This is a genomic window from Nocardia sp. NPDC060220 (assembly GCF_042727815.1).
Lineage (GTDB): Bacteria > Actinomycetota > Actinomycetes > Mycobacteriales > Mycobacteriaceae > Nocardia.
This window is the reverse complement of record NZ_JBHWZY010000074.1, coordinates 1-13,887: the sequence shown is the minus strand read 5'-3', so window position 1 is coordinate 13,887 and position 13,887 is coordinate 1. Positions and strand designations below refer to the sequence as shown.

At 68.9% G+C, this 13,887-nt stretch carries 10 protein-coding genes; 5 read left to right on the top strand and 5 right to left on the bottom strand.

Features of this window, described 5'->3' with window-relative positions:
• Window positions 1–36: 36 nt before the first annotated feature.
• From ACFWF3_RS06205 to ACFWF3_RS06190, 4 genes are all read left to right on the top strand, one after another.
• Window positions 37–1,011 (top strand): DUF4231 domain-containing protein, encoded by a 975-nt coding sequence (locus ACFWF3_RS06205; RefSeq protein ID WP_379312712.1) that lies wholly within the window; start codon window positions 37–39, stop codon window positions 1,009–1,011.
• Between the two features lie 91 nt (window positions 1,012–1,102).
• Complete coding sequence (locus ACFWF3_RS06200; RefSeq protein ID WP_378993954.1) at window positions 1,103–2,731, top strand: serine/threonine-protein kinase; 1,629 nt, start codon at window positions 1,103–1,105, stop codon at window positions 2,729–2,731.
• Between the two features lie 117 nt (window positions 2,732–2,848).
• Window positions 2,849–3,220, top strand: a complete 372-nt coding sequence (locus tag ACFWF3_RS06195; RefSeq protein WP_379312710.1) for an amphi-Trp domain-containing protein — start codon at window positions 2,849–2,851, stop codon at window positions 3,218–3,220.
• Between the two features lie 9 nt (window positions 3,221–3,229).
• On the top strand, window positions 3,230–4,555 hold the full coding sequence (locus ACFWF3_RS06190) for a diacylglycerol/lipid kinase family protein (RefSeq protein WP_379312709.1): 1,326 nt from the start codon (window positions 3,230–3,232) through the stop codon (window positions 4,553–4,555).
• Here the strand turns inward: ACFWF3_RS06190 and ACFWF3_RS06185 are convergent.
• The 5 genes from ACFWF3_RS06185 to ACFWF3_RS06165 all read right to left on the bottom strand — a co-directional run bounded on the left by ACFWF3_RS06185 (window position 4,550) and on the right by ACFWF3_RS06165 (window position 13,185).
• The gene (locus ACFWF3_RS06185) at window positions 4,550–5,695 is read right to left on the bottom strand and encodes a DUF2254 family protein (protein ID WP_379312708.1); all 1,146 of its coding nucleotides are present in this window, start codon (window positions 5,693–5,695) and stop codon (window positions 4,550–4,552) included. The genes ACFWF3_RS06190 and ACFWF3_RS06185 overlap by 6 nt on opposite strands.
• A gap of 124 nt (window positions 5,696–5,819) precedes the next feature.
• On the bottom strand, window positions 5,820–10,184 hold the full coding sequence (locus tag ACFWF3_RS06180) for a type I polyketide synthase (RefSeq protein WP_379312707.1): 4,365 nt from the start codon (window positions 10,182–10,184) through the stop codon (window positions 5,820–5,822).
• Window positions 10,181–10,447 carry an acyl carrier protein gene (locus tag ACFWF3_RS06175; protein ID WP_378993964.1) on the bottom strand — a complete coding sequence of 89 codons (267 nt, stop codon included), beginning with the start codon at window positions 10,445–10,447 and terminating at the stop codon, window positions 10,181–10,183. The genes ACFWF3_RS06180 and ACFWF3_RS06175 overlap by 4 nt, the downstream gene beginning before the upstream one ends.
• A gap of 11 nt (window positions 10,448–10,458) precedes the next feature.
• Window positions 10,459–12,126 carry a fatty acyl-AMP ligase gene (locus tag ACFWF3_RS06170; protein ID WP_379312705.1) on the bottom strand — a complete coding sequence of 556 codons (1,668 nt, stop codon included), beginning with the start codon at window positions 12,124–12,126 and terminating at the stop codon, window positions 10,459–10,461.
• A gap of 165 nt (window positions 12,127–12,291) precedes the next feature.
• Entirely contained in the window at window positions 12,292–13,185 is an 894-nt protein-coding gene (locus ACFWF3_RS06165) for an NADP-dependent oxidoreductase (protein WP_379312704.1), read from the bottom strand.
• Between the two features lie 86 nt (window positions 13,186–13,271).
• Here ACFWF3_RS06165 and ACFWF3_RS06160 point away from each other — a divergent pair, with 86 nt between their 5' ends.
• Window positions 13,272–13,859, top strand: a complete 588-nt coding sequence (locus ACFWF3_RS06160; RefSeq protein ID WP_379312703.1) for a TetR/AcrR family transcriptional regulator — start codon at window positions 13,272–13,274, stop codon at window positions 13,857–13,859.
• The last annotated feature ends 28 nt before the right edge of the window (window positions 13,860–13,887 follow it).

Here is a 13,887-nt window from a genome sequence, read left to right as displayed (position 1 = left end):
CCGCAGATGCAGGCCGACGTCGTCCGCTAGGCCGAACTGGCCTCCCGGCTCCGCTCCGCGCTGAGCGCCGGCGAGTTCGCCCTGCTCCACCAGCCGGTCGTCGACCTCACCACCGGCAAGGTCGCCGCCGTCGCCGCGCTCCTGAACACTCTCTGGCAGCGCCGAACTCGCTGGTCGGCCACCGCTACCCGGATGAAGCGCCGGTTGGATCGAGTGCGGCTCACCGTCCTGTTCCTCGGCAGCTGGGGTGCGATCGCCACGGCCTCGACCACGACGATCCTGCGCTCGGCCGGCACCACGACCCGCGTCGTGGCGCTGTCGGGTGCGGTGGCGCTGGCGGTGGCGACGTTCCTCACCGCCCAGTACCTCACCGCGGAATCGACCCGCCGCTGGACCCGGGCACGGGCCGTCTCCGAAGGCATCAAGCAGAGAATTCTCACCTTCCGCGCCATCGGCGACGCGCAACAGACCGAGCGATTGCTGACCGAGATCGAGGGCATCGAACAGGCCGCAGAGGACCTGCTGCCGCTGCTCGCGCCCGGCGACGACGCCGTCCAGGCGCCGCGATCGATGCGGCCCGACGAGTACGTCCGCGATCGGGTACGGGCCCAGATCGATGACTACTACCTGCCGACGGCCCGCTGCTACGGCGCCCGCGCGACCAGGTTGCGCCGCGCGGCCGTCGGACTCGGCCTCGCGGCCACGATCGTCGCCGCGATCAACACCGGCGTCGGCGCGGAATCGTCGGGCCGGATCGCTCCGTGGGTCGCGGTCATGACCACGCTGAGCGGATCGTTGCTGGCCTACCTCGCGGGCAAGCGGTACGACTTCCTGGTGATGACCTATCTCGCTACCGCGGATCGCCTGCGACGGCGGCTCGATCGGTGGCGCGCCGACGGATCACCCACCGATCGGGTGCGGTGGGCGGAATTCGTCACGGACTGCGAGAACACCATCTCGCTGGAGAACGCGAGCTGGATGGCGAAATGGGGCGAGCGCGCGGAGAGCTGAACCCGTGCAGCCGAATCCGAGTTGCGGCAGGGGTGGCCCGTGCCGGATAACCTGAGCGCAGTCACGTGGGTGGTCGTGCGAAGGAGTGGTGATGGAGTTCGGGCCGGAGGCGATCCTTGCGGGATACCGCATCGAGCGCAGGCTCGGTGGCGGGGGAATGGGGACGGTGTATCTGGCCCAGCATCCTCGGCTGCCGCGCCGCGACGCCGTGAAGGTGCTCGATGGGCGGCTCGCGGTGGAGCCGACGTTTCGGGCCCGGTTCGAGCGTGAGGCCGATCTGGCCGCGCGGCTGCGTCATCCGAATGTCGTGCAGATCTTCGATCGGGGCGTCGACGGCGATCGGTTGTGGATCGCGATGCAGTTCGTGGACGGGCTAGACGCGGCACAGCTGCTGCGCCAGGGGCTGTCGGTGCTCACGCCCCAGCGGGCGGTACGCATTGTCGCCGAGGCGGCGAAGGGACTGGATTACGCGCATCGGCAAGGCTTGCTGCATCGCGATATCAAACCGGCGAACCTGCTGATCGCCCGTGCCGACGACGGCACCGACGAGGTGATGGTCACCGACTTCGGGATCGCTCGGAGCATGGGGGAGACGACGAGTCTCACCTCCGCGGGATCGGTGCTCGGCACGCTCGCGTACGCGGCGCCCGAACAGCTCGAGGGGCAACCGCTGGACGTGCGCACCGACGTGTACGCCCTCGGCGGCACCCTCTACGAGCTGCTCACCGGGTTCGTGCCGTTCCAGCGGGAGAGTCCGGCGGCGTTGATCAGCGCGCATCTGATCGAGCCGCCGCCGCGTCCGTCGGCCGGACATCCGGGGCTGCCGCCTGCCCTGGACGGGGTGATCGCGCGGGCGATGGCGAAGAATCCGGACGACCGATACGCCAGCTGCGGTGAGCTCGCCGACGCGGCGATTTCGGCTCTCACCGGCGCGCCGGTGGTGGGGGAGACCGCTGTGCTGCAGCGGGATACGCCGCAGGCTCCTGGCAGGTCGCTGACCAGGAAAGTCCTGCTCGGTGTCGGTGGCGCGGCGGTGGTGGCCGCGGTGACCGCGTTCGCCGTGCTGACCGCCGCGAACAGGGGTGCTTCGGACGCGCCTGCCACGACGCAGACCGCGCGGATCGGCGCCGTCCCGAACAGCCCGAAGGCGGCGGCGGTCCTGCGCCCCTGGCTCGACGATGTCCTCGCCGGTGACATGAGCGCCCTGATCCGCAAGTGCTGGACCCAGTCGCCCGCCGAGATCCCCGGGATGTACGGCGATGTCGAGCAGATCGCCGATGCGGTGCGCCGACCCGGCAGCCTGGGCCAGTTCGGACCGTATTGGCAGAACGACGCGCTACAGGTCAGCCTGCGCCCCAGCGAGTTACGGTCCGTGTACGGCTGCCCGATCGTCAGTGACCGATCGTCGACCGGGCTCACCGAGGAGCAGGCTCGCTACACCGTCGAGCGCTATCTGAGCCGGGTGGTCGGCGACCCCGTGAACCCGGCCGACGTGGAACCGGACTACCCACTGCTGTGCAACGGCACCCAGCCGGGCACCGCCCTGTCCGGGGTGCGGCGATTCGAGGACAAGGCACTCACGGTCCGTAGCTCGACGGGCACCGTCGTCACCATCAACGCGCCGGTGAGCAGTGCGGACGGTGCGACATCAGCGGTCGAGCTCACCCTCGAGCACGCCGCGAACGGCTACTGCATCTCCCGCCTGGACCGTGCAGGCTGAGCTGGGGTTTCGAAAGCCCGGCGGCAGGTGCAGCTCATCCGAAAAGGGTGATCCGTCCAGCTCGCCGCGGTGGCTACGGTGGATGGACGTCCACGCTGAATCCAGTCAGGAGTTGCCGTGCCGAAGTTGGAGATCAAGAGGAAAACAGAGCTCTCCCGCACAGAGGTAGGCGAGCGGCTCATCATGATCGGACGGGCCCTCGCCCACGGCTCCGAAGTGGAACTGAAGACCGGTGACGACTCGATCGAGATCGTCGTCGCCGACCGCCTCCAGTGGGAATTCGAGATCGAAGTCGACGGCGACGAGACCGAAATCGAAATCGAGATCAAGTGGCACGACGATCCCGCCGCCGAGACGAGGTCCGACGCGAAACCGGCCCCGGCCCCGGCGCCGGCGCCGAAACCGAGACCGGCCACGAAGTCGGCGTCGAAACCGGCACCGGCCAAGGCGGTGCGCCGACCCCGGTCGCGCAAGACCACCGCCAAGTGAACCGCCTCCATGAACTCGCCGGACACCGCCGGTAGCCGCGCTCGACGCTGGTGGGCGCGACTGGCGTTCGTCGCCGCTGCCGCCGCTGTGGTGGTGCCCGTGCTCGCCGCCGGGGTGTTCGGCGCGTTGGCGTTGCTGATCGTCGGCACCGGCGGCGTCGTGGTCGCTGTGGCGGCGCTCTACTCGTTCATCACCCGGTTCGGCATCCTGCGGTGGATCGCACTGGGGGTGGCGCTGCTCGCGCCGTTCGTCGTGGTGGTGTCATTCGTGCGGGCGAATCTGCTGTGGGTGGTCCTGGTGTGGGGTGCGCTCGCGCTGGTGACCCTGGGCGCCGCCCGCGCCGCCCTGCGCGGCAGCGGTTCGGACGCGAAGATGCCGGAATTTCCGGTCCCACCTCCGCAGCGCCCCTTCCTGATCATGAATCCGCGCTCCGGTGGCGGGAAGGTGACGAAGTTCGACCTGGTGCGCAAAGCCGAAGAACTCGGTGCCCGCGTGGCGTTGCTCGAAGGACCCGAGGAAATCGACGTCACCGCACTGGCTCACCAGGCAGCCGCGGAGGGCGCCGATCTACTCGGGGTCGCCGGCGGCGACGGGACCCAGGCCCTCGTCGCGGCTGTGGCGGTCGAACACGATCTGCCGTTCCTGGTGATCAGCGCCGGCACCCGCAATCACTTCGCCATGGATCTCGGACTCGATCGCGCGGATCCCACCCGGTCACTCGACGCCCTGGGCGACGGTGTGGAGTTGCGCGTCGATCTGGGCACCGTGAACGGACGGCCCTTCGTCAACAACGCCTCGTTCGGGGTCTACGCGGAGATCGTGCGCAGTCCGGAATATCGCGACGACAAGACCGCGACGGTGCTGGCGCTGCTTCCCGACCTGCTCACTGGACACAGCGGCCCGAAACTGGTCGCCCGGATCGGTGCGATGGCGGTGGAGGGACCACAGGCGATCCTGGTGAGCAACAACCCGTACGGCAGCAATGATCTAGCGGGCCTGAGCCGTCGTATTCGCCTCGATCGCGGTGTTCTCGGCGCGGTCACGCTGTCGGTCACCAGCACCAGGGAAGCGGTCGGTCTGCTGCGCCGAACCCGCCTTCGCGGCCTGTCGCAGGAGACAGCGATCGAGTTGATCGTCGACGCCGACGCCCCCGAGATCCCGGCAGGCATCGACGGCGAATCCCTGTTGCTCGCTACACCCGTCCGGTGCACCATCCAGCCGGGGGCTCTGCGCGTGCTGGTACCCAGAACCAGACCGGGAGTTCGTCCCGCCGCCGCGGCCTTCGACTGGGCACGACTGTGGCAGACGGCGCGCTGGGCTCGTCCGAGCTCATAGCTGGGCCAGCTGGTCGTCGAGCCGGGCCAGCCATCTGTCGAGCAGTTCGACATGCTCGGGGGTCGCCCGGTCGCGTACTCGACGCAGGGAGTCTCGCAGACCTGTGACGACCATCGGTGAGCGGGCGGCGAAGGCGATGTCGTCGACCCCGGTCCGGACGAATTCCTCCCATCCCGGCAGATGAACGACCAGCCTGTCGACACCGGCGTTGTCGGTGACCCGCAGCGGTTCGAGACGTGTCTCGGCCACCCACCGGAGAAGATCCTCCAACTCGTCGATGGCCTGTACGGCTGTCGCCGGATCGTTCACCGCGCTGGACAACGCGCGCAGCGCGATATCGGCCAGCAGCCGAAGCGCGAGCAGCGGGTCCTGCTCGAAGGTTCGTTCGGTGCCGACGACGAGACCGCCCAGCACAGCGTCTTCCGGCAGTTCGCCGCCGTGCACATCTGCCAGGTGACAGCCGTGATGCAGTGTGGCGCCAGGATTCTCACGTAAGACGATGGTCACGTTCGCGGCCGTCGCGGCGTCGATCAGGTCGGCCGTCTCGACCCGTTGCAGCACTGCGGGCGGCTGCTTCCAGACAACCGTCGTCCGCACGGGCGGCAGCTGTGGCGAGTCGAGGCGGGGTGCGGCGTACAGGGCGGTGAGCACCGTCCGCCCATGATCGGCGATCGTACTGAGCGCGGGCACCAACTGAATGGCGGCGAAGGCCCGCAACAGCAATGCCCGCAACAGCACGAGCAGCACGAACAGCGCCAGCATCGCGAGGACCGGCACGACCGCCGAAACCTCGGGACTTCTGCCGATGGCGAGGGCCGCGGTCACACAGAACACGACCAACCCGAGGGCGAACCCGAAGGTCCGCCAGATGAAGGGGTCGTCGCGGAACAGCATCAACCGTGGCATGAACGTGGACATCACCCATTGCACCACCAGGAAAAGCAGCGAGAAGATCAAGGCCACCGCACCGAGCAGGCCGATTCCGATCGAGAGCAGCGCGTCGGTCACCGGGGCGCTCGGCGCGCGTGGTCCCCAGGCGATCCTCGGGGCGGCCAGGCCCGCGCCGAGCCCGGCGAGCATGAAGGCGAGCTGGGCCAGACCGGCTCGCAGGCGGCGTGGGCGTGCTGTCCGGGCGGGCATTCGCCGATGGTCACACATCGGCCGTGAGCTCGGCTCACCCGAAAAGGATGACTCCTCGCGACAGTGGCCCGGTGCGTCGGTGGCGGGGCGAGAGGGGGTCGACTGGGCCGGCTGACCGCCAGGGCTAGTGGTCGACGAGGTCGTCGGCGGAAATCCGGGCGAGTTCTTCGGCGAGGGCGGCGACGGTGTCGCGGATCTGGTCTTCGGTGTGGCAGGAGGTGACGAAGAAGCGGAGCCGGGCCAGGTCTTCCGGCACGGCGGGATAGATGATCGGGTTGACGTTGATCGCGCGATGCAGCAGCGCGGTGGACAGTTTCAGCGTCTTCATCGAGTCGCCGACGATGCACGGGATGATCGGAGTGTTGTGGCTGTCGCCGGTGTTGATACCCGCCTCGCGGGCGAGGCGAAGGAACAGTTCGGCATTGTGTCGAAGGCGGTCGAGCGGCGTGTGGTCGGTCCGCAACAACCGCATCGCGGCCAAGGACGCGGCCGCGTTCATCGGTGTCATGCCGACGCTGTAGACGAAGCCCGGAGTGGTGTATTTCAGGAATTGGACCAGCTCCGCGCTGCCTGCCACATAGCCACCGCAGCCCGCGAGCGCCTTCGACATCGTGCCGGACCACAGCTCGACATCACGGCGGTCGACATCGAAGTATTCGCCGATGCCGCCGCCGTTCTCGCCGAGTACGCCGACGCTGTGCGCCTCGTCGATCATCAGCAGGGCCCGGTGCTTCTTCTTGATCTCGATGATCGCGGGCAGATCGGGGATGTCACCGTCCTGGCTGTAGACGCCTTCGATGAGGATGAGGACCCGGCGGTATTGGTGCCGGATCTCGGTCAGCAACGCGTCGAGGGCGGCGTGGTCGTTGTGCGGGAACGGTCTGCGGGTGGCGCCGGACAGTCGGCAGCCCTGCAGGATGGAGTCGTGCGCCAGGCTGTCGTGGATCACCAGATCCTCGGGGCCGACCAGATGGCCGATGATCGTCACGTTCGTCGAATGACCGCCCACCAGTGCGATCGCGTCCTCGGTACCGAGCAGGGCGGCCAGTTCGGCCTCGAGTTCGCGATGGATCGGCTTCTCGCCGGAGAGCAGTCGGCTGGCCGAGACCGAACTGCCGTAGCGGGCCACGGCGTCTTGCACGGCGGCGACGACGGCGGGGTGACCCGACATCCCCAGATAGTTGTAGCTGGAGAAGTTGACCACCTGGGTGCCACCGATGAACGAGGTGTCTCGGGTGACGCCGTCGTTGATCAGGAAGTAGGGGTTGGCCAGGCCCAGTGCTTCGCCGCCCGCGAGCCGATCGGTGATGGCTCGCACCTCGGCGAAGTCGGAGACCCTGTACTCGGGGGCGACGTCTGCCTGCCTGGCTTCGGCTGCGGTGGAGGTGGTTTCGGATGTCTCGACCGACGTGTTCGGCGCGGCAGGGGAATCGGGTCGTCGACCGGTGAAGTGGGCGATGACATCGCCGAGCGTCGTTGTCCCCGTGACCAGGGCCGGGTCGACGGTCGTGCCGGGGATCTTGCGGGTCAGACCGGTGAACAGGTCGGTGAGCATGAGCGAGTCGAAGCCCAGGCTGTCGCCGAGTGTTCGGCTGTCCGCCAGCCGGTCGGCGGGAAATCCGCTCACCCTGGCCACCTCCGCGCGGACGATCGCGGCGGCGTCCGGGGCGTGATCGTGGCGCACGGAGCCGGAGCCGGTGTCGAGGGGTGTGCCGGGTGCCTGGCCGGGCGCCGCCAGCAGGCCCGCCAGTACCGCGTTCTGTTCACGGAAGAGCGCGATCAGTGAGTCCATCGTCGTTTCCTCGGTAGGTGCGGAGTGGGGTGTGGGTGCCGATGCGCCGACAGTGGGTGGCTCCACCCAGAACCGGTGCGCGCCAGAGAACTCGTACACCGGCAGGCGGTGAAGGACGCGCTGCGCGGGTTCGTAGAGTTCGTTCCACACGGGGTCGAGACCGTCACGGTAGAGCGCGGCGACGGTGGCGGCGAGGTCGTCGCCGGTCGCGCCGGGGCCGGGACTCGGGGACAGACAGCGTGCACCGAGCCCGGGATCGATCCTGCGCACCGCCGCGGCGAGTACGCGCCGGGGGCCGACCTCGACGAGGTGCGTCGGGTCGGTGCCGAGCGCGGCGTGGACGGCCTCGCCGAAACGGACTGTGGCGCGGACGTGTTCGGTCCAGTATTCGGCGTCCATCACCTCCTCGGGATCGAGCAGCCTGCCGTGCACGGTCGAGTAGATCGGCAGTGCGGCGGCGCGGTAGGCGCAGGTACTGGCGATGGTGTCGAACTCGGCGAGCATCGGCGCCATCAGCGGACTGTGGAACGCGTGCGACACGGTGAGCGGTTTCGCGATCACCGACCGGGTGCGCAGCGCCGAGGCGATACGGTGCAGCGCCTCGGCGTCGCCGGAGAGGACGAGATCCTCCGGGCCGTTGACGGCGGCGACCACCACGGCGGGTTCGTCGGTGAGCAGGTCGGCGATCCGCTCGGTGGCGGCGCGTACGGCCAGCATCGCGCCACCGGCCGGCAGTCGTTGCATCAGCCGTCCCCGCGCGGTGACCAGCTTGCAGGCGTCGTCGAGATCGAAGACACCCGCCACCGCCGCGGCCGCGAATTCGCCGATGCTGTGCCCGATCAGCCAGGCCGGTCGGATGCCGAGGTCGGCGAGCGTCTTGGCGATGGCGTATTCCATGGCGAAGATCGCCGGTTGTGCGAGGGCGGTGGGATCGAGGTCGGCGTGTTCGTCGAGCAGCAGGTCTCGGATCGATCGGCCGAGGTGGGCGGCCATGGCGGTGTCGACGAGTTCGAGTGCGCGCCGGAACCCCGGGCTCGTCTCGTGCAGAGCTCGCCCCATACCGCGGAATTGCGAGCCCTGACCGGTGAACATCCAGCCGGCGCGCACCGGCTGCGCGAGACCGTGCCGCCGGCTCACGTCGTCGCCTGTGCCGTCAACGGGGTGCAACTGCGCGATTGCCTCGTCGCGGTGGTGGGCGACGACGGCGAGCCGGTGCCGACCCGACGACTTGACCTGATTGCTCGTCCAGCAGAACTGGGCGAAGTGGTCCTCCGTGACCGATGTCAACGCCTCCGATATCCGGATCGCGTTGCGCCGCAGTCCATCCTCGCTGTCCGACGAGAGGGTGATCACCCTCGCTCCGGCTGCTCCAGGTGCCCCGGACACTGCCGACGTGGCGGGAACCTGGGATGGTGCGGAAGTCACGGGCGATGCGGTGGCGCTCGCCAACACCATGTGCACATTCGTACCGCCGAGCCCGAAGCTGCTCACCCCACCGTGCGCGGGTCCGTCGAGCGGCATCGGATCGTCGAGCAGGCGCAGGCCGTGCCGGGCCATCTGCAGGCGCGGATTCTCCTGGTCGGCGAACCTGGACGGCGGGACCACCCCGTGGTGCAGGCTGAGGACGGCTTTGATGAGCCCGGCCACGCCCGCGGCCCCCTCGGTGTGGCCGAGGTTGCCCTTGATCGACCCGATCCCGCAGGGCCGCGCCCGGTTGCTCCCGTGCAGCTTGCCGAGCGCCTTGACCTCGATCATGTCGCCGAGAACCGTTCCGGTGCCGTGTGCCTCGATGAAGTCGATGTCGTCGGGCCGCACGCCCGCTCGCCGGTAGGCTTCGCCGATCACCTTCTGTTGCGCCCATCGGTTCGGCGCGGTGATGCCGTTGCTGCGCCCGTCGGAGTTGACCGCGCTGCCTTTGATCACCGCGTAGATCGGCAGCCCCGCGGCCTCGGCATCCGCCAGGCGGCGCAGGACGAGCACTGCCACGCCTTCACCGCGCACGATCCCGTCGGCGTTGCCGCTGAACGGTTTACACCGCGCGTCCGGCGCCGACAGACCCGCCTGGGTGTAGAACACGCCGACGGCCGGGGTCAGCACGAGATTGACGCCCCCCGCGACGGCTTGATCGCAATCGCCCGCTGCCAAGGCATTGCACGCGAGGTGGACCGCGACCAGCGACGACGAGCATGCCGTGTCGACCGCGATGCTCGGCCCTTCCAGGTCGAACTGGTAGGACAGCCGGTTCGCGGTCATGAAGTATCCGTTGCCGGATCCGTGCTGCGGCGTGATCGCGGCGTAGTCGCTCATCTGCAGATTGGCCCACTCGTTGGCCATCACGCCGACATAGACCCCGGTCCGTGAGCCTGCCTGCGCCCGGGGGTCGAGCGCGGCGTCCTCGAAGGCTCGCCAGGTGGCCTGCAACAGCAGTCGTTGTTGCGGGTCCATCGATTCGGCCTCGTGCGCGGTGATGCCGAAGAATTCGGCGTCGAACGCGTCGGCGTCGTCGATGAATCCGCCGCTGCGGGTGTTGATGGTGCCGGGTGCGCCGGCCGGGTCGTGGAAGTCGTCGGCGTTCCAGCGGCTCGACGGGACTTCGGAGATCGCGTCGCGGCCGTCGATCAGCAACTGCCACAACCGCGCCGGGTCGGCGGCGTGCGGGAAACGGCAGTCGAGGCCGACGACAGCGATATCGGTCATGCCGCGACGGCGATTTCGGCGGTGAGGTAGGTGGCGATGGCCGCGATGGTGGGGTATTCGAAGACCAGGGTCGGGTCGATGTCGAGCATCCACCGGTCTTCGATCTCGCCGCACAGGGCCACTGCCGACACCGAGTCCATGCCGAGTTCGGCGAGCGGGATCGTCGGGTCCACCTGGTGCGGTGCGCGTTCGGTGTAGTCGGCGACGCGCTCGATGAGCCAGTCCTGGGTTGTCGTGGAGTGAGTGGTGATGGTGGCGAACATGTTTCGGCTCCTCAGTGGGTCGCGGTCGAGGATCGGCTCAGGGCCGGTTCGAGGTCTTCGTGCAGGACGGTCGAGATGCTGTTGTCGACGAAGGCCTCGCGCATCGAGGCCCGTTGGACTTTGCCGCTGGTGGTGCGGTGCACGGAGCGGCTCTCGATGAGGACGACGCTCGGTGCGGGGACATCGAAACCGCGGGCGACCGCGATCTTGATCGTCGAGGTCAGCTCGGCGAGGGTGGTACCGCGCAGCAGCGCTGTCTTGATGCCCTGCACGACGACGAGCCGTTCCCGGGCGCCTGCTTCGACGGAGACGGCCACGCCGGTGGTGAGCGCGGGATGCAACGCCTCCACCAGTTCCTCGACATCCTGCGGGTAGAGGTTTCGGCCGTTGATGATCAGCAGGTCCTTGAGCCGCCCGGTGACGAACAGTTCGCCGTCGCGCAACATTCCGAGGTCGCCGGTGCGCAGGAAGGGCCCTTCGTCGCCGAGATGCGCGTCGAAGGTGTGCCGGGTCTCCTCGGGCCGATTCCAATAGCCGGCTGCCACGCTGTCGCCGCGAACCCAGATCTCGCCGACGGTGTCGTCGGTGACCTGCTGCCCGGTGTGCGGGTCGACGATGCGGACGGTGAGCCCGCGCGCCGGTTGTCCGCAACCGACCAGCATGCTGTCGGGCCCTTCGGTGACGACGGGCTGTGCATCGACCGGCCCGGAGGTGACGAGCAGCGTCGCCTCGGCCAGGCCGTAGGCGGGCAGCAATGCGGTCGGTCGCCACCCCGCGGGTGCGAACCGTTCGCGCATCGCGGTGATGGTGCGTTCGCGGACCGGCTCGGCGCCGCACAACGCCACCTCGAGGGAGGACAGGTCGAGGGTGGCCAATTGTTCGTCGGTGACGCGCTTGGCGATCAGTTCATAGGCGAAGTTCGGGGCGGCGGTGCAGGTGGCGCGGTACTTGTCGATCGCCTGCAGCCAGCGCACGGGACGCTTGAGGAAGGTGGTGGGCGACATGAACACCAGATTCGCGCCGACGTAGATCGAGGCGAGCAGCGAGCCGATCAGGCCCATGTCGTGAAATTGCGGGATCCAGGTGACGCCGGTCGAGGTGTCGTCGCTCCCGATCGCGGCGGAGATCGCGGCTTCGTTGTGCAGGAGGTTGCCGTGGGTGACGACGACACCCTTGGGTGTGCCGGTCGAGCCGGACGTGTACTGCAGGAACGCGATGGTCCCGGTGTCGATGTCGGGCAGGCGCCACGCGTCGGGGTCGCCGAGCTGTTCGTCGGTGGCCACCACGGCCGCGGTGGTGGCCGCGGCGACCATCGGCTGGAAGTTGGCGGTGGTGAGAACCAGGCGGGCGCCGGAGTCGGCGATGATGCCCGCTACGCGCCGGGTGCTGCGCTCGTCGTGCGGCAGGGGCGCGGGCACCGCGATGACGCCGGCGTAGAGGCAGCCGAGGAAGGCTCGCAGGAAAGCCATACCGTCGTGGTAGAGCAGAACGACGGGTTCGGTCGATTCCGGGCGATCGGCCAGCCACGCGGCGAGCGCCCTGGCATCGCGATCGAGATCGCGGTAGGTGACGACCTCCTCGACGAGCTCGCGCCCCGCCTCGCGCAGGTAGATGTAGGAGCGGGTCTCGCCGTAGACGCGAACCTGCTGCCTGACGTGGTGCACGTAGCTGGGCTGCATGTGGCCTTTCCTTCACAGGGGAGAAAGTCATAGGGGCTGACTATGACTATCCGCTCTCTGTGCCGGTCCGGATAGTGCCCGCAGGTATCACCCGGCGAACCCGGGGGTGGCCGCTGTCCACCCCTGGGTGTGGGCCGCCGTGGCCTCGGCGCGATCGCGCACGACTCAGATGACGATGACCCGGCGTCCGCGTGAGTGACCGGCCTGGCTGTCGACGTGCGCCGCGGCGGCGTCGGACAGCGAGTACGACTTCTCGACCGGGATACGCAGTGTGCCCTGCGAGATGAGGGCGGCGGCCTCGGCGAGCGCATCCGGCACGCTCCCCGCCACGCCGGAGAATCGGACCCCGAGTGCGGGCGCACCGAGATCGGCGATGGTGAGCACCCGCTGTGGATCCCCGGTCAGCTCGACGAGCTCGCCGATCACCCCCGAGCCCGCCAGATCGAGGGCCGCGTCGACCGGCCCGAACCGGCGCACCCGCTCGACCCAACCCTCGCCGTACGTCGTGGGGAGGGCGCCGAGGCTCCGGAGATAGTCCTGGTTCGCGGCCCCCGCGGTGCCGATCACCGTGATGCCACGCTCGCGCGCGATCTGCAGCACCGCCGATCCGACACCCCCCGACGCGCCGCTGACCAGCAGTGTCTGCCCGGCCCGCACACCGACCTCGCCGATGACGCGCAGCGCGGTCTCCACCACGGAGGGGTACCCAGCGGCTTCCTCGAACGTCAGGCCCGCCGGCATGCGGGCCCAGGCCGTCAGCACGGCGAACTCGGCATAGGTGCTCGAGCCTTCGCCGAACACCGGGTCGCCGACCTCGACTCCGTCGACGCCCGCGCCGACCTCGTCCACCACCCCGGCCGCGTCCAGCCCGACACCGGCGGGCAAGGCGATCGGATGCGCCCCGAGGATCTGGCCTTCGCGCAGCCGCCAGTCGACAGGGTTGACGCCCGCCGCGCGCACCGCGATGCGAATCCGGCCGGGTCCCGCATGGGGCTCCTCGGCATCGATGAGTTGCAGGACGTCGGGACCGCCGAACTCGGCGAAGCTCACTTTCCTCATGCCTCGAACGTAACACTAACGGTTAGTGTTTTGAAACAGGTATGAATTCACAACCGATACAGATTCCTAACTGGTAGCCTCCTGGCATGACCGTGCCGACCGGACGTCGTGAGCGCAAGAAGGCCGCGACCCGCCAGAAGATCGCCGACACCGCCCTGCGGCTCTTCCTGGAACGCGGGTACGACGAGGTGGGCATCCGCGAAGTCGCCGCCGAGGCCGACGTTGCCGTCACGACATTGTTCGCCCACTTCGCCGCCAAAGAGGCACTGGTGTTCGAGCGGGATGAGGACTTCGAACAGGGACTCGTGCGGGCGGTCACCGACCGGGCGGCCGACGAACCGCTCATCCCCGCGCTGCGGCGCGAAATCCATGCCATGGTGCGACATTGCTCGGCGGACAGCGCCGCCCCGATCTGGCACATGATCGACGAATCCCCCGCGTTGCGCAGGTACGGGGAGTCGATGCGGGTGCGCCATGCGCAGGCGCTGGCAGCGGCCGTCGCCGCCGATCCCGCGTTGGCGCGGACCACGACGGAGAGCGCGGCGATCGCGAGGTTCGTGATCGACGCCTACTCGCTGGGCCGGGAGGCCGCCGATCCGGAAGCCGCGGTGGACGAGATCTTCCGGATGATCGAGGCAGCCTGGGAGTGCACCGTCCCCGGGGCTTCGGTATAGCCGGCGGGACGAACCGGAGCGGGCGGCC

Bases quoted from the DNA above. Each gene is read 5' to 3' on its own strand.
- ACFWF3_RS06170 (WP_379312705.1), bottom strand. From the start codon at position 12,126: ATGCAGCCCAGCTACGTGCACCACGTCAGGCAGCAGGTTCGCGTCTAC.
- ACFWF3_RS06190 (WP_379312709.1), top strand. From the start codon at position 3,230: ATGAACTCGCCGGACACCGCCGGTAGCCGCGCTCGACGCTGGTGGGCG.
- ACFWF3_RS06160 (WP_379312703.1), top strand. From the start codon at position 13,272: ATGACCGTGCCGACCGGACGTCGTGAGCGCAAGAAGGCCGCGACCCGC.
- ACFWF3_RS06165 (WP_379312704.1), bottom strand. From the start codon at position 13,185: ATGAGGAAAGTGAGCTTCGCCGAGTTCGGCGGTCCCGACGTCCTGCAA.
- ACFWF3_RS06180 (WP_379312707.1), bottom strand. From the start codon at position 10,184: ATGACCGATATCGCTGTCGTCGGCCTCGACTGCCGTTTCCCGCACGCC.
- ACFWF3_RS06185 (WP_379312708.1), bottom strand. From the start codon at position 5,695: ATGCCCGCCCGGACAGCACGCCCACGCCGCCTGCGAGCCGGTCTGGCC.
- ACFWF3_RS06200 (WP_378993954.1), top strand. From the start codon at position 1,103: ATGGAGTTCGGGCCGGAGGCGATCCTTGCGGGATACCGCATCGAGCGC.
- ACFWF3_RS06175 (WP_378993964.1), bottom strand. From the start codon at position 10,447: ATGTTCGCCACCATCACCACTCACTCCACGACAACCCAGGACTGGCTC.